General features: G+C 71.9%; 18 protein-coding genes. 8 read left to right on the forward strand and 10 right to left on the reverse strand.

From position 1 onward, the window contains the following. Window positions 1–49: 49 nt before the first annotated feature. The 4 genes from ACFWJO_RS16265 to ACFWJO_RS16280 form a co-directional block, all read right to left on the reverse strand. On the reverse strand, window positions 50–1,012 hold the full coding sequence (locus tag ACFWJO_RS16265) for an electron transfer flavoprotein subunit alpha/FixB family protein (RefSeq protein WP_386865534.1): 963 nt from the start codon (window positions 1,010–1,012) through the stop codon (window positions 50–52). Window positions 1,013–1,068: 56 nt separating this feature from the next. Continuing rightward, window positions 1,069–1,854: an electron transfer flavoprotein subunit beta/FixA family protein gene (locus tag ACFWJO_RS16270; RefSeq protein ID WP_384409688.1), complete on the reverse strand. Its 786-nt coding sequence runs from the start codon at window positions 1,852–1,854 to the stop codon at window positions 1,069–1,071. A gap of 199 nt (window positions 1,855–2,053) precedes the next feature. Continuing rightward, window positions 2,054–2,623 carry a flavin reductase family protein gene (locus ACFWJO_RS16275; protein ID WP_386865535.1) on the reverse strand — a complete coding sequence of 190 codons (570 nt, stop codon included), beginning with the start codon at window positions 2,621–2,623 and terminating at the stop codon, window positions 2,054–2,056. 221 nt (window positions 2,624–2,844) lie between these two features. Beyond that, window positions 2,845–3,156, reverse strand: a complete 312-nt coding sequence (locus ACFWJO_RS16280; RefSeq protein WP_386865537.1) for a TlpA family protein disulfide reductase — start codon at window positions 3,154–3,156, stop codon at window positions 2,845–2,847. Between the two features lie 235 nt (window positions 3,157–3,391). On the opposite strand from ACFWJO_RS16280, the gene ACFWJO_RS16285 reads away from it, so the two are divergent. Further along, complete coding sequence (locus ACFWJO_RS16285; RefSeq protein ID WP_386865539.1) at window positions 3,392–4,117, forward strand: lysophospholipid acyltransferase family protein; 726 nt, start codon at window positions 3,392–3,394, stop codon at window positions 4,115–4,117. Window positions 4,118–4,155: 38 nt separating this feature from the next. Here the strand turns inward: ACFWJO_RS16285 and ACFWJO_RS16290 are convergent, their stop codons facing one another. The 4 genes from ACFWJO_RS16290 to ACFWJO_RS16305 form a co-directional block, all read right to left on the reverse strand. Then, window positions 4,156–4,758, reverse strand: coding sequence for a transglutaminase family protein (locus tag ACFWJO_RS16290; protein ID WP_386865541.1), 603 nt, complete (start codon window positions 4,756–4,758; stop codon window positions 4,156–4,158). 77 nt (window positions 4,759–4,835) lie between these two features. Next, a complete protein-coding gene (locus ACFWJO_RS16295) occupies window positions 4,836–5,915 on the reverse strand; it encodes a threonine aldolase family protein (RefSeq protein WP_386865746.1) in 1,080 nt (359 codons plus the stop codon). Continuing rightward, on the reverse strand, window positions 5,912–6,667 hold the full coding sequence (locus ACFWJO_RS16300) for an SDR family NAD(P)-dependent oxidoreductase (RefSeq protein WP_386865748.1): 756 nt from the start codon (window positions 6,665–6,667) through the stop codon (window positions 5,912–5,914). Before ACFWJO_RS16300 ends, ACFWJO_RS16295 begins: the two co-directional genes overlap by 4 nt. A gap of 74 nt (window positions 6,668–6,741) precedes the next feature. Beyond that, on the reverse strand, window positions 6,742–8,148 hold the full coding sequence (locus tag ACFWJO_RS16305; protein ID WP_386865542.1) for a DUF6421 family protein: 1,407 nt from the start codon (window positions 8,146–8,148) through the stop codon (window positions 6,742–6,744). Window positions 8,149–8,405: 257 nt separating this feature from the next. On the opposite strand from ACFWJO_RS16305, the gene ACFWJO_RS16310 reads away from it, so the two are divergent. Further along, window positions 8,406–9,089 (forward strand): glycerophosphodiester phosphodiesterase, encoded by a 684-nt coding sequence (locus ACFWJO_RS16310; protein WP_386865544.1) that lies wholly within the window; start codon window positions 8,406–8,408, stop codon window positions 9,087–9,089. A 42-nt stretch (window positions 9,090–9,131) separates the two neighbouring features. Here the strand turns inward: ACFWJO_RS16310 and ACFWJO_RS16315 are convergent, their stop codons facing one another. Continuing rightward, window positions 9,132–9,683: a GNAT family N-acetyltransferase gene (locus tag ACFWJO_RS16315; RefSeq protein WP_386865546.1), complete on the reverse strand. Its 552-nt coding sequence runs from the start codon at window positions 9,681–9,683 to the stop codon at window positions 9,132–9,134. A gap of 175 nt (window positions 9,684–9,858) precedes the next feature. Between ACFWJO_RS16315 and ACFWJO_RS16320 the strand changes: the two genes are divergently transcribed. From ACFWJO_RS16320 to ACFWJO_RS16335, 4 genes are all read left to right on the forward strand, one after another. Further along, complete coding sequence (locus tag ACFWJO_RS16320) at window positions 9,859–10,440, forward strand: DUF5134 domain-containing protein (RefSeq protein ID WP_386865548.1); 582 nt, start codon at window positions 9,859–9,861, stop codon at window positions 10,438–10,440. A gap of 91 nt (window positions 10,441–10,531) precedes the next feature. Next, entirely contained in the window at window positions 10,532–11,470 is a 939-nt protein-coding gene (locus ACFWJO_RS16325) for a M56 family metallopeptidase (protein ID WP_386865550.1), read from the forward strand. A 102-nt stretch (window positions 11,471–11,572) separates the two neighbouring features. Further along, window positions 11,573–12,247 carry a phosphatase PAP2 family protein gene (locus tag ACFWJO_RS16330; RefSeq protein WP_386865552.1) on the forward strand — a complete coding sequence of 225 codons (675 nt, stop codon included), beginning with the start codon at window positions 11,573–11,575 and terminating at the stop codon, window positions 12,245–12,247. 129 nt (window positions 12,248–12,376) lie between these two features. Continuing rightward, window positions 12,377–13,105 (forward strand): TetR/AcrR family transcriptional regulator, encoded by a 729-nt coding sequence (locus ACFWJO_RS16335; protein WP_386865554.1) that lies wholly within the window; start codon window positions 12,377–12,379, stop codon window positions 13,103–13,105. Here the strand turns inward: ACFWJO_RS16335 and ACFWJO_RS16340 are convergent. Next, the gene (locus ACFWJO_RS16340) at window positions 13,081–14,592 is read right to left on the reverse strand and encodes an LVIVD repeat-containing protein (protein WP_386865555.1); all 1,512 of its coding nucleotides are present in this window, start codon (window positions 14,590–14,592) and stop codon (window positions 13,081–13,083) included. The two genes, ACFWJO_RS16335 and ACFWJO_RS16340, sit on opposite strands and share 25 nt — an antisense overlap. Before the next feature lie 255 nt (window positions 14,593–14,847). Between ACFWJO_RS16340 and ACFWJO_RS16345 the strand changes: the two genes are divergently transcribed. Then, window positions 14,848–15,510, forward strand: coding sequence for a DUF305 domain-containing protein (locus ACFWJO_RS16345; RefSeq protein ID WP_386865556.1), 663 nt, complete (start codon window positions 14,848–14,850; stop codon window positions 15,508–15,510). Window positions 15,511–15,700: 190 nt separating this feature from the next. Next, window positions 15,701–17,125, forward strand: a complete 1,425-nt coding sequence (locus ACFWJO_RS16350; protein WP_386865558.1) for an FAD-dependent oxidoreductase — start codon at window positions 15,701–15,703, stop codon at window positions 17,123–17,125. The last annotated feature ends 27 nt before the right edge of the window (window positions 17,126–17,152 follow it).

The raw sequence follows: 17,152 nt of genomic DNA on the forward strand, positions 1-17,152 counted from the left end.
CGCGGTGAAAGTCACCACGCGGCCCCCGGACCGATGAAGAACTCGCAGGTCAGCCCTTGCGGGACGTGATCTCCGCGGTCAGCTGCGGCACGACGTCGAACAGGTCGCCCACGACGCCGTAGTCGACCAGGTCGAAGATCGGGGCCTCGGCGTCCTTGTTGATGGCCACGATGGTCTTCGAGGTCTGCATACCCGCGCGGTGCTGGATCGCACCGGAGATGCCGGAGGCGATGTACAGCTGCGGCGAGACCGACTTGCCGGTCTGGCCGACCTGGTTGGAGTGCGGGTACCAGCCGGCGTCGACGGCGGCGCGGGAGGCGCCGACGGCGGCACCGAGCGAGTCGGCGAGCGCCTCGATGATGCCGAAGTTCTCGGCACCGTTGACGCCACGGCCGCCGGAGACCACGATCGCGGCCTCGGTCAGCTCCGGGCGGCCGGTCGACTCGCGCGGGGTGCGGGCGACGACCTTGGTGCCGTGCGCCTTCTCCGAGAAGGAGACGGCGAGCGCCTCGACGGCGCCGGCGGCGGGGGCGGGCTCCACGGGGGCCGAGTTCGGCTTGACCGTGATGACCGGAGTGCCCTTGGTGACACGGGACTTGGTGGTGTACGAGGCGGCGAACGCGGACTGCGTCGCGACCGGGCCCTCGTCGCCGGCCTCGAGGTCGACGGCGTCGGTGATGATGCCGGAGCCGATGCGGACGGCGAGGCGGGCGGCGATCTCCTTGCCCTCGGCGGAGGACGGGACGAGCACGGCGGCCGGGGACACAGCCTCGTACGCGGCCTGGAGCGCGTCGACCTTCGGGACGACCAGGTAGTCGGCGAAGTCGGCGGCGTCGGCGGTGAGGACCTTGACGGCACCGTGCTCGGCCAGCGTGGCGGCGGTGTCGGCGGCACCCGTGCCGAGCGCGACGGCGACCGGCTCGCCGAGGCGGCGGGCCAGGGTCAGCAGCTCCAGGGTGGGCTTGCGGACGGCTCCGTCGACGTGGTCGACGTAGACGAGAATCTCAGCCATGGGACTTCAGTCTCCTGCGAACGAAGAGGGGCGGGTCTGGGAGGCTCGCGCGAGCCTTAGATGAACTTCTGGCTCGCGAGGAACTCGGCCAGCTGCTTGCCGCCGTCGCCCTCGTCCGTGACGATCGTGCCCTTGGTGCGCGCCGGACGCTCGGCGGCCGAGTCGACCTTGGTCCAGGAGCCCTCCAGGCCGACCTCCTCGGCCTCGATGTCGAGGTCGGACAGGTCCAGGGACTCCACCGGCTTCTTCTTGGCGGCCATGATGCCCTTGAAGGACGGGTAGCGGGCCTCGCCCGACTGGTCCGTCACCGAGACGACGGCCGGGAGGGAGGCCTCCAGCTGCTCGGAGGCGGTGTCGCCGTCGCGGCGGCCCTTCACGACGCCGTCCTCGATCTTGACCTCGGAGAGCAGCGTGACCTGCGGGACGCCCAGGCGCTCGGCCAGGATCGCCGGGAGGACACCCATGGTGCCGTCGGTGGACGCCATGCCCGCGATGACGACGTCGTAGCCGGTCTTCTCGATGGCCTTGGCGAGCACCAGCGAGGTGCCCATGACGTCGGTGCCGTGCAGGTCGTCGTCCTCGACGTGGACGGCCTTGTCGGCGCCCATGGACAGCGCCTTGCGCAGGGCGTCCTTGGCGTCCTCGGGGCCGACGGTGAGGACGGTGACCTCGGCGTCGTCGGCCTCCTCGGCGATCTGCAGGGCCTGCTCGACCGCGTACTCGTCGAGCTCCGAAAGGAGGCCGTCGACGTCGTCGCGGTCGACCGTCAGGTCGTCCGCGAACTTCCGGTCGCCCGTGGCGTCCGGCACGTACTTCACACAGACAACGATCCTCAAGCTCACGCCGGCTCTCCTACTGCATCGTCATAACTGGGCTGCCTTGTTGCTCGCAGCATAGGCGCCTGAAGGGCGGGTTTCCGATCGGGGCGCCACATGCCCCGACCGGAATATTACTCGTCAGTACACCCAGTTCGTTACGACTGAGCAAGCGCTCAGCCGTGTGACCTTGACAACGCACCGGCGAGGGCTGGTACGGGAACTCTCAGTCGCGCAGCGCGTTGAAGCGCCCCTGGTGGTAGAGGAGCGGCCGGCCCACGCCGTCCGGGTCGCCGGCGACGGCCTCGGCGATGACGATCCGGTGGTCGCCGGCCGGGACGCGGGCCACCACCCGGCACACCAGCCAGGCGAGCACGCCGTCGAGGACCGGGACGCCCTCGGGCCCGCGGCTCCAGCGGGTGGGCGCGGCGAAACGGTCGGCGCCGCTGCGCGCGAAGGTGGCGGCACGCTTCTCCTTGCTCTTGTCGCGTATGTGGAAGCCGCTGTGCTCGGCCTCGGCGACCACCGGCCAGCTGGAGGAGCCCGTGCCCACGCCGAAGGAGATCAGCGGGGGCTCGGCGGCGACCGAGTTCAGCGAGGTGGCGGTGAAGCCGACCGGCCGGTCACCGTGCGCGGTGATGACCGCGACGCCGGCGGCGTGCTGCCGGAAGACCGAGCGGAGCAGGTCGGGAGAGCCGGGCCGGGGCGCGCCCGCGGTCGGGGCGGCGGGAACGCCGGGGAACGAGGGGGCCGGGGGAATCGTCGGGAGCGTACGGAGCTCGGGCGAGACGGTCATGGGGTCGTCCTTCTGCGAGGGCGGCGTGAGAGGGGTCGCGGGTTCGTCAGACACCCGGACAGCGCGCGCTCGCGTTGCGGGCCAGGTCCACGTGGGCCCGGCCGTAGAGAAGGAGTTCCGGCACCATTCCGCCAGACTGACGATCGTTGACGTGTGCAGTCAAGTGCGTACCGCGATGTGGGAGATGTGTCACCGCGTCAGGGACCGTGCCCGGCACCGGATCAGACCGCCCGTCCGAGGGCCGCGATGATGTCGGCCTTGCGGGGCTGCCCGGCGGCCCTGCGCACCACGCGGCCGGTGCGGTCCAGGACGAGCACCGTGGGCGTACGCACGACGCCCAGTGCCCGTACGAGATCCAGGCGCTCCTCGGCGTCGATCTCGACGTGCCCGACGCCCTCGACCATGGCGGCGACCTCGGCGAGGGTTCGGCGGGTGGCCCTGCACGGCTGGCAGAAGGCGGTGGAGAACTGGACCAGGGTGGCCCGCTCCCCCAGCTCGGCGCCCAGCTGGGCGGCGCCCAGGACCTCGGTCATCTCCGCTTCTCCTCCAGTCGTGGCGGCAGCCTGCCGCACCCTGTGCAGCGTCGCACGGCGCCGTTCGATTCCCGCCACGGCCACCGGGAGTGACGAGAATCTCCCTGTACGAAGCCGCCAGGACTGGTCACGAGCCCGCACATGGGGCACGATCTGCAAAAAGCCGAAAACCTACGGCCGCGTAACTTCGCCGGGAGAACCCTCCTCAGGCACTGACGTAAGGGGTTCCTCCCAGATGGCAGAACTCGTCTATCGGCCGGTCATCGGCGCCGCCCTCACCATGTTCAAGGCGCTGGACCTGAAGATCGACACTCAGGGTTCGGAGAACATCCCGCGGCAGGGCGGGGCGGTGATCGTCAGCAACCACATCAGCTATCTGGACTTCATCTTCACCGGCCTGGCGGCACTCCCGCAGAAGCGCCTGGTGCGCTTCATGGCGAAGGAGTCCGTCTTCCGACACAAGGTGTCCGGACCGCTGATGCGCGCCATGAAGCACATCCCGGTGGACCGCGCCCAGGGCGAGCAGGCCTACGCGCACGCCCTGAAGGCGCTGCGCTCGGGAGAGATCGTCGGCGTCTTCCCCGAGGCGACCATCTCGCAGTCGTTCACGCTCAAGAGCTTCAAGTCGGGTGCCGCGCGGCTCGCGCAGGAGGCCGGGGTGCCGCTGATCCCGATGGCCCTGTGGGGCACCCAGCGGATCTGGACCAAGGGCCGGCCGCGCAACTTCAAGCGCAGCCACATCCCCGTGACGATCCGGGTCGGCGAGCCGATCGAGGCGCCGTCCGACCAGTACGCGGGCGCGATCACCCGGCGGCTGCGGGAGCGGGTCCAGGAGCTCCTGGAGGCGGCGCAGCGGGCCTATCCCGTACGCCCGAAGGACGCGAGCGACACCTGGTGGGTGCCCGCGCACCTCGGGGGCACGGCGCCGACGCCGGAGGAGCTCAAGGCCGGGGAGAAGTAGTTCTCCGGGGGCTCACGGCTCCGTAGCGGGAGTCCGGCTCACAGTTCCGTGGGGAGCGTCCGCCAGAGGTACGGCCGGTCCGGCGCGGCCCGCAGCACGGCGAGGACGACCGGGTGGGGCTCGGCGTGGAGCACCGGGTAGTCCACCTCGCCCGCCTCGGGCCGGACGGCCCACGCCAGCCGCTCCTCCTTCAGGGAGAACCGGGCGTCGACGCCGGGAGGCACGTTGCCCCGCGGATCCTGCCGCGCCCACTCCTCCTCTCCCGGCAGCTTCAGGGCGACGAGGCCGTGGATCACCGGGTTCGAGCCGTCGTCGTCCGCGAGCCGCTGGTAGCAGAGGGCGGCCGGGATGCCCCGGGCCCGCAGAAGCGCGGCGTACGCATGGGACTTGGCGTAACAGATGCCGGTGCCCTGCTCCAGGACGTCCGAGGCGCGCCAGGTGACCCGCGGGTCCCCGGAGTCGTGGGAGTGCGGAATGGCGTCGCGGACGAACTCGAAGGCCGCCTTGGCGTATGAGTATGCATCCGGATGTTCCGCCCAGAGCCGGTCGGAGATCTCGCGTACCACGGGATGACCGTGATCGACGGCCTCATCGGCGGTCAGGTACGCGGAGATGTCAGGGTTCTGCTGGATGAGTTCCATGGGCGGCGAGCATAGGAATGCGGCCGGACGGAGTCAATGCATTTCCGTCCGGCCGCATAGCTATGCAAGCACAGGGGCTATCGCGCCATCTCTTCCTTCAGCGCCTGGAGGAAGGCGTCCACGTCGTCCTCCGTGGTGTCGAAGGAGCACATCCAGCGCACGTCGCCGGCCGCCTCGTCCCAGAAGTAGAAGCGGAAGCGTTCCTGGAGCCGCCTGCTGACCTCGTGCGGGAGCCGCGCGAAGACCGCGTTCGCCTGGACCGGGTAGAGGATCTCCACCCCGTCCACGCCGCGCACGCCCTCGGCGAGCCGCCGGGCCATCGCGTTGGCGTGCCGGGCGTTGCGCAGCCAGAGGTCCTTGGCGAGCAGCGCCTCCAGCTGGACCGACACGAAGCGCATCTTCGAGGCCAGCTGCATGGACAGCTTGCGCAGGTGCTTCATGTGGCTGACCGCGTCCGGGTTGAGGACGACCACGGCCTCGCCGAAGAGCATGCCGTTCTTCGTCCCGCCGTACGAGATGACGTCCACGCCCACCGCGTTGGTGAACGCCCGCATCGGTACGTCGAGCGAGGCGGCCGCGTTGGCTATGCGGGCGCCGTCGAGGTGCACCTTCATGCCCTTGGAGTGGGCGTGCTCCACGATGGCCCGGATCTCCTCCACCGTGTAGACGGTGCCGAGCTCGGTGTTCTGGGTGATCGAGACGACCTGGGGCATCGCCCGGTGCTCGTCCTCCCAGCCCCAGGCCTGCCGGTCGATCAGCTCGGGGGTGAGCTTGCCGTCCGGGGTCGGCACGGTGAGCAGCTTGAGACCGCCCATCCGCTCGGGCGCGCCGCCCTCGTCCACGTTGATGTGCGCGCTCTCGGCGCAGATCACCGCGCCCCAGCGGTCGGTGAGGGCCTGGAGCGCGGTCACGTTGGCCCCGGTCCCGTTGAAGACCGGGAACGCCTCGGCCGTGGGGCCGAAGTGGCTGTGCATGATGCGCTGCAGGTGGTCGGTGTACTGGTCCTCGCCGTAGGCGACCTGGTGGCCGCCGTTGGCGAGGGCGATGGCCGCGAGGACCTCCGGGTGGGCTCCGGCGTAGTTGTCGCTGGCGAAGCCGCGGACCGACGGGTCGTGGTGACGACGGGCGTCGGTCCTGGAGCCCAGGGCCGCGGTCAGGGCTTGGGGGTCAGCCACAGGCGCTGTCCATTCACTTCCTGTGCGGGCCGGTCCCAGAGTCCGGCGATGGCGTCGGCCAGGTCCTTGACGTCGGTGAAGCCCGCGAACTTCGCACTGGGGCGCTCCGCGCGCATCGCGTCGTGCACCAGTGCCTTGATCACCAGGATCGCAGCCGCCGCCTGCGGGCCCTCGTCGCCCCCCGCCTTGCGGAAGGAGTCCGCCATGGCGAGGGTCCAGGCCTCGGCGGCGGCCTTGCCGGCGTTGTACGCGGCGTTGTTGGCCACCGGCTTGTGCGCGCCGACCTGGCTGACCAGGGCGTAGCGGCCGCGGCCGCCGCTGCGCAGCAGGGCGTCGTGGAAGGCGAGGGAGGTGTGCTGGACCGTACGGACCAGGAGCTTCTCCAGGAAGTCCCAGTCCTTGAGGTCGGCCTCGGCGAAGGAGGGCGCACCGCGCCAGCCGCCGACGAGGTGGACCAGGCCGTCGATCCGGCCGAACTCCTTCTCGGTCTTGTCCGCCCACTCGCGGGTGGCGGCGAGGTCGAGGAGGTCGACGGTGTCGCCGGTGACCGTGGAGCCGCCGTGCGCGTACCGGGCGGCGTCGACCGCCTCGGCGAGCCGCGCCGGGTCGGCGTCGGAGGCGACGACGGTCGCCCCCGCCTCGGCGAGGCGGAGCAGGGCCGCCCGGCCGGCCGGGCCGGCCGCGCCCGCGACCGCGATGACGGCTCCGTCCAGCGTTCCGCCGTTACCGATCATGGTCGTCGCCTCCTGCTCGCTCGCCTGTGCCGCCCCGTCCGGCGCGGCGTCGCCGGTTGCCTTTGCCGTGTCGGTCACGCGGCGGCCCGCTCGGTACGGGCGGCGGTCGCGGGGGTGATGCCCTTGGTGGAGGCGATCACGCCCTTGAGCTTCTTGGCAAGGGCCTCATAGAACATGCTGAGCGGAAACTCGTCCGGAAGCACGTCGTCCACGAGCTTGCGCGGCGGGAGCGTGAGGTCCAGGGCGTCGGGACCCTTGGCCCAGGTGGAGCCGGGGTGCGGGGCGAGGTAGGTGGAGACCAGCTCGTACGCCTTGAACCAGTGGACGAGCTTGGGACGGTCGATGCCGTCGCGGTACAGCTGCTCGATCTCGCCGCAGAGCTGGTTGGTGACCTCGGGGGCCCGCTGCCAGTCGATCTTCAGCTTGTTGTCGGTCCAGCGCACCACGTCGTGCTTGTGGAGGTACGCGAAGAGCAGCTGGCCGCCGAGACCGTCGTAGTTGCGGTTGCGGTCGCCGGAGACGGGGAAGCGGAACATGCGGTCGAAGAGCACCGCGTACTGCACGTCACGGCCGTGCTCGTTGCCCTCGGCCTCCAGCTTCACGGCCTCCTTGAAGGCGGTGAGGTCGCAGCGCAGCTCCTCCAGGCCGTACATCCAGAACGGCTGGCGCTGCTTGATCATGAAGGGGTCGAAGGGCAGGTCGCCGTGGCTGTGGGTGCGGTCGTGGACCATGTCCCACAGGACGAAGGCCTTCTCGCAGCGCTCCTGGTCCTCGACCATGGCGGCGATGTCCTCGGGCAGCTCCATGCCCAGGATGTCGACGGCGGCCTCGGTGACCTTGCGGAAGCGCGCGGCCTCGCGGTCGCAGAAGATGCCGCCCCAGGTGAAGCGCTCGGGGGCCTCGCGGACGGCGATGGTCTCCGGGAAGAGGACGGCCGAGTGGGTGTCGTAGCCGGCCGTGAAGTCCTCGAAGGTGATGCCGCAGAACAGCGGGTTGTCGTAGCGCGTGGCCTCCAGCTCGGACAGCCACTCCGGCCACACCATGCGCAGCACGACCGCCTCGAGGTTGCGGTCCGGGTTGCCGTTCTGGGTGTACATCGGGAAGACCACGAGGTGCTGGAGCCCGTCACGGCGGTCGGCCGCCGGGTGGAAGGCCATCAGCGCGTCGAGGAAGTCCGGGACCTCGAAGCCGCCCACGGCCCACTTGCGCAGGTCGGCGACGAGCGCGCGGTGGTAGTCCGCGTCGTGCGGGAGCAGCGGGGAGATCTGCTCGACCGCGGCGACGATGCGCTCGACGGTCTGCTCGGCGTGGGCGCGGGCAGGGGCGCCCTCGGCCGTGAAGTCGATCGAGCCGTCCGCGCTCTGCCAGGGGCGGAGCTCCTCCACGGCATTCTTGAGCTCGGTCCACGAGGGGTGGTCGATCACCGGGGTGTCGGCGGCTATCCCCCCACCGGTCACGTCCTGCACAAGAATTTCCGTCATTCCTCTTCCTCCACAGGAGAACCTTGCGTCAGGACACGTTATCCACGTCCTGATCTCTCCCACAAGAGGGGAGGGGGAAATTCTCCTGTGTGACCCCGGGTGTCACCGTGAATTTTCCTGTCGGGTCCCGTGGAGGACCGAGAAATGCGGGGTTCCGCGCGCCCGCTTCCCGTTTCGTCCCCAGCGGTTAGGCTGCGCCAGGAGCCGACCGGCGCCCGGCACGGCAGGGGCCGGACTTCGACGGAAGCGAGAAGATCTTGAGTTTCCTCACCATCGGTCACCGCGGGGTCATGGGCGTCGCGCCCGAGAACACCCTGCGCTCCTTCGTCCACGCCGAGCGGGCCGGCATGGACGCCATCGAACTCGACCTCCACCTCAGCAAGGACGGGGCGCTCGTCGTCATGCACGACGCCGACGTCGACCGCACCACGGACGGCACCGGGCCGGTCTCGGGCAAGACGCTCGCGGAACTGAGGGAGCTCGACGCGGGCGACGGGGAGCGCGTGCCCGTCTTCGAGGAGGTCCTGGACGCGGTACGGGCGCCGCTCCAGGCGGAGATCAAGGACGTCGCCGCGGCCCGCGCGCTCGCCGCGGTGCTCAACGACCGCGACCTGACCGGGCGCGTCGAGGTGCTGTCCTTCCACGACGAGGCCCTCGCCGAGATCCGTGGCCTCGTGCCGGGCGTGCGCACCGCGCTGGTCGCGGACCGGCGGCAGGACGACGTGGTGGAGCGCGCCCTCGCGGTGGGCGCGGGGGCGCTCGTCCTGAACGTACGGCACCTCACGCTGCACACCGTCGAGCGGGCGCACGCGGCCGGCCTCAAGGTCGTCGGCTGGGTGGTGAACACCCAGGACGACCTGCGGCTCGCACGCGCCCTCGGCCTCGACGGGGCGACCACCGACCGCCCGGAGATCCGCCGCACGGGCCGCTTCACGGCCTGAGCCTGCGGCGGCCGGCCGCCGCCGGTCAGGCGGGGGTCCCCGTCAGACGAGTTCCTTCACCAGGAGCTCGAACTCCAGGTCGTCGCGCTGCGGCACGCCGAAGCGCTCGTCGCCGTACGGGAAGGGAGTCATCCGGCCCGTACGGCGGTAGCCGCGGCGCTCGTACCAGGCGATCAGCTCGGCGCGCACCGAGATCACCGTCATGTGCATCTCGCGCACGTCCCACAGCTCCCGGACCCGGCGCTCGGCCTCGGCGATGATCTGCCTGCCGAGACCGGCGCCCTGGAGCTCGGGGCGGACCGCGAACATGCCGAAGTAGGCCGCGTCACCCCGGTGTTCCAGCTGGCAGCAGGCGATGATCTCGCCGTCCCGCTCGACCACCATCAGCCGGCTGCCCGGCGTGGTGATGACCGCGGCGACGCCCTCGGCGTCCGTGCGCTGCCCTTCGAGGAGGTCCGCCTCGGTGGTCCAGCCGCCCCTGCTGGAGTCGCCCCGGTAGGCGGACTCGACGAGCGGGACGAGCACCGGGACGTCGTCCAGTGAGGCCTCCCGGTACGTGATCGGGCCGGTGGTCCGGGGCGCGGCGGTGTCCATGGTGTGCGGTCTCCCCTCGGGCGCTGGTGATCGGCGGACGCGATCGTCCACGAGCCTAACGCGCGCTCCCCGCACTCCCCCCTCGTACACCCGTGCGCGCCCTGACGTGGGCGTGGGTGCGCGGGCGGGCGGGCATGCCCTCCGGGTCGGGACCGCGAGGAGGGGGGTGTGCGGCGTGCACGGGCAGGCTCTGTCCGGGTGGTTGCTGGTCGTGCTGTGCGCGGCGAGCGGGGCGTACTGCCTGCTGCGCATGCGCGGCAGCACCGGTGCGGAGCGCCGGACGGCCGGCGGCGAGGCCGTGATGGGCTTCGGGATGGCCGCGATGGCGCTGCCCGCCGCGGTGCTCAGCCCGCCGGGCTGGAGCTGGGCGCTGTACGCGGGGGTGTTCGGGGTCGCGGCGCTGCACGCGCTCGGGTACGCGGTGCGGCACGGCGGGCACCATCTGCACCATCTGGTCGGCTCGCTGGCGATGGTCTACATGGCGCTGGCGATGGCCGCGGCGCCGGGCGCGCACGGGGGACACGGTGCGGGGCACGGCGGCGTGGCCGCCGGCGGGGGCATACCCGTGCTGACGGGTGCGCTGCTCGCCTACTACGGCGTGTACGTGCTGCGTTCGGGCGCCCGGCTGGTGCCGGCGGCCGTCCCGGCGGGCGCCGGTGCGCCCCGGACCCACGCCGTGGCGGCCGGGCCCGAGCTGACGCTGGTGTGCCGGCTGTCGATGGCGCTCGCGATGCTGGCGATGCTCCTCACGCTCTGAGGGGTGCGCGCGGTGCGATCAAACCGTGGCGTACGTCACTTGAAGCGCGAGGCCGTACCCCGGCCTGGTACCGCGCTCATAGGCTGACGCCATGTTGGTCTCCCTCGCGCTGCTCGCGCTCGGCGTCCTGACCGCCGTCGTCGCCCCGCGACTTCTGGCGCGGGCCGACTGGGTGGAACGGGAACCCGTGGTGGCGCTGTGGGTCTGGCAGTGCGTCGTGGCCGCGGTGCTGCTGAGCTTCGCGCTGTCGATGACGTTCAGCGCGGCGGCGGCCTGGCAGGCGGTGCGCGGGCAGGTCTTCGCGCCCGCGCCGCGCGCGGTGATCGACGCGTACGAGCTGGGGACGCACGGGCCGTGGTCGGCCGCCCTCGCCGTGGCGCTCGCGGCCGGCGGGCTGTGGAGCGGGGCGATGCTGGGCCGGGAGATCGGCCGGGCACGGGCCCGCCGCCGCCGGCGTCGCGGCGAACTCCTGGTGCGGGCACCGCTGTTGCCCGGCGAGGAGCCCTCGGGCAGCTCGCGCCTGGTGGTCCTGGAGGGCGAGCGCCCGGACGCGTGGTGGCTGCCCGGCGGCGCTCCGCGCCTGGTCGTCACGACGGCCGCACTGCGCCGTCTCAAGGGCCGTCAGCTGGACGCGGTGCTCGCGCACGAGCAGGGACACGCCCGGGCGCGGCACGACTGGCTGCTGCACTGCTCGGCGGCGCTGGCGGGCGGGTTCCCCGGCGTGCCGGTCTTCGCGGCCTTCCGCGGCGAGATGCACCGGCTGGTGGAGCTGGCGGCGGACGACGTGGCCTCGCGCCGTTTCGGACGGCTGACGGTGGCGCTCGCGCTGGTGGAACTCAACGAGGACCGTGGGGTGTTCGGCCCGGGACCGGCCCCGGACGCCGGTCTTCCGCAGCGGGTGAACCGGCTGCTCACCGCCACCCCGCGGCTGACCGCGGCGCGCCGTCTGCGGCTGACGGCCGCGGCGGCGCTGGTCCCGGCGGTCCCGGTCCTGGTGGCCTTCGTGCCGGCGCTGACCGCACTCCCCTAGGGCCTGTCCGGCGCTGATCCGCCCGGCGGCACCGTGGAGAGCGAGCCGTGGACACCGGGCCCCTGACGCACGGCGGCGGACGCGGTCGGGCAGGATCGGCCCATGCGCATCTCCGCCGTGGTGTCCGGGGTCCTCGCCGTGCTGCTGCTCGTGCTGGTGGCCGTGGGATGGCCGCCCCTGCTGTCGTTCGACAGAGACGTGGCCGAGGCGCTGCACCGCAGCGCGGTCGCCGAGCCCGGCCTGACCCGGCTGAACCGGATCCTGAGCGACTGGGTGTGGGACCCGGTCACCTGGCGCGTACTCGTCACCGTCGCGGTCCTGGTGCTCTGGCGGCGCCGCGAGCGGCTGCTCGCCCTGTGGGTGGCGGCCACCGTGCTGACCGCGTGGGGACTGCAGCAGGGCATGAAGGCCCTGACGGGCCGGGAGCGGCCCAGCTGGCCCGATCCGGTGGACTCGGCGCCGTACGCGGCCTTCCCGTCCGGCCACGCCATGACGGCGGCGGTCGTGTGCGGGCTGCTGCTCTGGGTGCTCGCCCTGCACTGGCGCGACAGCCGGCCGGGCTGGGGCACGCTCGCCGGGGCGGCCCTGGTGTCGGTGATCGGGGTCGGCTGGACGCGGGTCTACCTGGGCGTCCACTGGCCCTCGGACGTGCTGGGCGGCTGGCTGCTCGGCTGGTGCTGCGTGGCCGTCGCGATCCTCACGTACCGGCGGCTGGGAACCCGTACGACCACGGCCGACAGAAAGGACACCGGAGGCAGAATGGGAGAAACGCCATGAAGCCGCCTGTTCTGGACGATCCCCCGCGTCGCCCAGAACAGACGGCCGGCCCCGCCTCCGGCCACGAGGGCGCGACGACAGGACGCGCTGAGTATATTGGCTGGAAGCCAGTCAACGCAGGAGTCCAGGATGTCCCCGCGTAGCGCATCGGTCAATGAAGAGCTCCGGCGGCGCTCCCGCGAGCGGATCCTGGCGGCCACCGTGGAGCTGGTCTCCGAACGCGGCTACGAGGCCACGACCCTCGGGGACATCGCCCAGCGGGCCGGTTCGGCGCGCGGGCTGATCTCGTACTACTTCCCCGGCAAACGCCAGCTGCTCCAGTCCGCGGTGCACCGGCTGATGCACCGCACGCTGGAGGCGGCGCTGGAGCGCGAGCCGCGCACGGAGGACGGCCGGGAGCGGCTCGCGCGGGCGATCGACGCGATCCTCGGCCTCGCCGAGGAGCGGCCGGTGCTCATGCGGACCCACATGGCGGGCATCCTGCAGGCCGAGGGCTTCGTGCAGTGCCCGGAGCAGCAGCGGCTCGCGGCGCTGCTGCGCGACACGGTGGCCCGCTACGGCTCCGCCGACGTGGACGCGGACTATCCGCTGCTGCGGGCGCTGCTGATGGGCGCGGTGTTCGCGCAGCTGCTGCCGGGCGCCGCGATGCCGCGGGCCCGGCTGCGGGCCGAGCTGTTCCAGCGGTACGGGCTGGAATGGGAACAGGGCGTGCCGCCGGACGGGGGTCCGCCCGACGGCACGCCGGTGCTGCCGGCGACGTTACGGGGCCGCGCGGTCCTGCCGGACCGTCTGCCGCGTCAGTCGCCGGGTCTGCCTTCCGGTCTTCCTTCCGGTCAGTCGTCGAAGTCGTCGAAGTAGTCCGGCTGGGTCTGGACGTTGAGCTCGTCCATCCGGATCCGCTCCGCCTTGTCGGTGCGCTTGTCGCTGAGCTTCAGCACGTCGAAGCCCTTGGCCAGGTCGTTCGAGTAGATGTGGCCGTTGTAGTAGTAGGCGGACCAGGAGCCGCCGCCGACGAGCGTGGTGCTGGAGATCGGGCCGCGCTCGAAGTACGCGATCTCCTTCGGCCGGCGGGAGTCGGTGAAGTCCCAGACGGAGACGCCGCCCTGGTACCAGGCCTGGACCATGATGTCCTTGCCCTTGACCGGGATGAGCGAGCCGTTGTGGGCGACACAGTTCTCGGTGTCGGCCTGGTGGCGCGGGATCTTGAAGTAGCTGCGGAAGACCAGCTTGCGCTGGTCGCCCTTGCCGGTGATGTCGTAGATGCCGTCCGCGCCGCGGTTCGGGCCGACGGTCGCGTTGCAGGTGGCCGCGCCGCCGCCGCCGAGCTCGTCGGTGAAGACGACCTTGTCCGCCTTCTGGTTGAAGGTCGCGGAGTGCCAGAAGGCGAAGTTGACGTTGTCCTGGACCTGGTCGATCACCCGGGGCTGCTCGGGGTTCTTGATGTCGAACAGGATGCCGTCGCCCATGCAGGCGCCGGCGGCCAGGTCCTTGCCCGGGAGCACGGTGATGTCGTGGCAGCCGGTGGTCTTGGAGACGCCCGGGTTGGTGGGCCCGCCGGGGTTGCCGCCGCCGTCCGGGCCGTCACCCGGGAAGAGCACCGGGAAGCCGACGACCCTGGCCTGCTCGGGCGCCTTCCGCGGCACCTTGATGACCGAGATGCCGTCGTGCGGGGGCTGGCAGTCCGGGAAGGCGGCGTTGGGCGAGTAGGAGGAGACGTAGACGTACACGTCCTTGCGCTTGGGCACGAGGGTGTGGGTGTGCGAGCCGCAGGCGGTCTCGACGGCGGCGACGTACTTCGGGTTGGCGACGTCGCTGATGTCGAAGATCTTCATGCCCTCCCAGGATTCCTTCACCGAGGCCGGCTGCGGCGTACTCGCGCAGGAGTTGTCGCTGCGGGAGGAGTCGGTGGAGAGGAAGAGCAGGTTGCCCGAGACGGAGACGTCGTTCTGGGAACCGGGGCAGAGCACCTGGGTGACGGTCTTCGGATTCGCGGGGTCGCTGATGTCGAAGATCCGGAAGCCGTCGTAGTTGCCGGCGAAGGCGTACTTGCCCTGGAAGGCGAGGTCGGAGTTGGTGCCCTTGAGGGCGTCCTTGGGGATGTTGACGAGGTGTTCGATGTTGGCGCTGTGGACGATCTCGTCCACGCCGGGTATCTCACCGCTCGCGATGGCGGCGCGGGCGTCGGCCGCCTGCTCCGCCGTGACCTTGTTCCCGAGGGGCTCGTCGCCCGGGTCGGGTGTGGCGGCCGCGGGTCCTGCGGCGAGCAGACCGATCAGCAGGCCCGCCGCGGCGGTCGCCACACCCAGGCCTCTGATCCGTGCACGCGGGGTACTCGTGGTACGCACGAAGTCACTCAGTCCTCTCTGATTTCGTTCGCAGTCGAACGACGAATGGACCCCGGCAGTATCTTCCTTAGCGTGGACATCTCAACAGATGGCAACAGAGAAGTCATGAAGTCCTGAGGAAACTGCCGCTGTTGACCGAGTGATTGATGTTTCTTGAGTGATTGATGTTGTTGTTGACGCTGCTTGACTGACTGACTGCCGTCGTGCCCGTCGCCCTGTCGTGCCCGCCGTCCCGTCGTGCCTGTGGAGGTCGCGTTGCCGAACCGCCGTGTCGCCCGTGGTGCTGTCGCCGTACTGCTGTCCGCCGCCGCCGTGCTCGCACTCGGCGCCTGCCAGAGCGGCTCCGAGGAGGCCAAGTCCGCGCCGGAGGCCGGGGGTTCGGGCGGTAGTCCCGGGATCGTGGCTCCGGGGCGGCCGGGCGAGCCCGCGAAGCGGGTCTCACCGGAGGAGGCGGCCCGGCTGATGCCGGACGAGCGTCCCAACAGCGCCGACTACGGCTACGTGCAGATGATGATCGTGCATCACCGTCAGGCCCTCACGATGACCGCGCTCGCGCCGCAGCGCGCCCGGTCCGACAGGGTCCGCAAGCTCGCGGAGCGGATCCAGGCGGCCCAGGCACCGGAGATCGGCGCGATGGAGGGCTGGCTGAAGAACAACGGCGGCGCCCGCCCGCAGTCCGGCCACGACCACCACACCATGCCGGGGATGGCGACGGAGGCCCAGCTCGCGCAGCTGAAGGCGGCCCGGGGCGAGGCCTTCGACGCCCTGTTCCTGAAGCTGATGATCGCCCATCACGAGGGCGCCGTGACGATGGCGGCGGACGTGCTGAGCCAGGGCAACAACGTGCTGGTCGAGGAGATGGCCAACGACGTGATCGCCCAGCAGTCGGCGGAGATCGACCGGATGCGCTCGATGTAGCGCGGCCCCGGTGGAGGCGGCCGGGAGGCGGCCGGGGCGGCCCGGGGTGGGCTTACGCGAATGGGCTCAGGCGGATGGGCTGACGCGGATGGGCTGATGCGGGTGGGCTGACGCGGGTGGCGTACGCCCACTCCCCCGACGGGCCCGGCGGTGCCATGCTGGAGGTCTCCCGGCGGGAAGGGGTGCGTCCGTGCTGCGTGTCGCCGTCGTCGGCTCGGGCCCCAGCGGGGTCTACACCGCCCAGGCACTGGTCGGGCAGAGCGACGTGCCCGGGATCCGGGTCGACGTCCTGGACCGGCTGCCGTGTCCGTACGGCCTCGTGCGCTACGGGGTCGCGCCCGACCACGAGAAGATCAAATCGCTCCAGGGCAGCCTGCGGACGGTCCTGGAGGACGAGCGGATCGCCTTCCTCGGCGACGTGGAGGTCGGGACCCGGGGACTCACCCCGGCCCGGCTCCTGGAGCTGTACCACGCGGTCGTGTACTGCGTGGGCGCCGCCCGCGACCGGCGGCTGGGCATTCCGGGCGAGGAGCTGCGGGGCAGCTTCTCCGCGACGGAGTTCGTCTCCTGGTACAGCGCCCATCCGGACGCGGTGCACGAGGACTTCGGCCTCGACCGGGCCGGCGCCGTGGTCGTCGGCGCGGGCAACGTCGCCGTGGACGTGACCCGGCTGCTGGTCCGGCGGGCGGACGAACTGCGCCCGACCGACATCCCGCAGGGCGCCCTCGATGCGCTCACGGACAGCGCGGTCCGCGAGGTGCACATGGTGGCCCGGCGCGGGCCCTCCGCGGCCCGGTTCACCACCAAGGAGCTGCGCGAACTGGGCGCCCTGCCGGACACCGAGGTCGTGGTCGATCCGGCAGAGCTCGCCCTCGATCCCGGGTACGCCGCCCCGGACGGGCTGCCCGCCGTGAGCCGGCGCAACGTGGAGGTCCTACGGGCCTGGGCCGGGCGCGCCGCCGAGGGCCCGCCGCCGGCCCGCGCGGTCCGGCTTCGGTTCTTCCTGCGGCCGGTGGAGATCCTCGGCGAGGCCGGCCGGGTCACGGCGGTCCGCTTCGAGCGGACCGAGCCCGACGAGCAGGGCCGGGTGCGGGGCACCGGGCGGTACGAGGAGATCCCGGCCGGACTGGTGCTGCGCGCGGTCGGCTACCAGGGCGTGCCGCTGCCCGGGCTGCCGTTCGACACGGCGACGGGCACGGTGCCGCACGAGGCGGGCCGGGTGCTGCGCGACGGAGTCCCGTCGCCGGGCGAGTACGTGGCCGGCTGGATCAAGCGGGGCCCCACCGGGGTGATCGGCACCAACCGCCCCTGCGCCAAGGAGACCGTCGCCTCCCTGCTGGCCGACGCCCCCGCGCTTGCCCGCCGCCCGATCGCGCCGGACCCGCTGCCGGAGCTGCACGCCCTCGGGCACGAGCCGGTGCCCTGGACGGGCTGGCTGGCGATCGAACGCGCCGAGGCGGCACTCGGCGGCACGCTGGGGCGCGGCCCGGTGAAGATCCCCGACTGGGCGGGCCTGCGCGGCGCGGCCCGCGGCGGCCCCGTCCTCGACGCCGCCCGACACCGCGGGGAGGGCGGCCCGGCCGACCGTGCCGGGGAGGGCCGGCCGATCGGCTGATCCGGACCGCACCCCCGCCCCGGCCGG

Origin of the sequence: Streptomyces sp. NPDC127092 (assembly GCF_042722475.1) — a bacterium.
Taxonomy (GTDB): Bacteria; Actinomycetota; Actinomycetes; order Streptomycetales; family Streptomycetaceae; genus Streptomyces.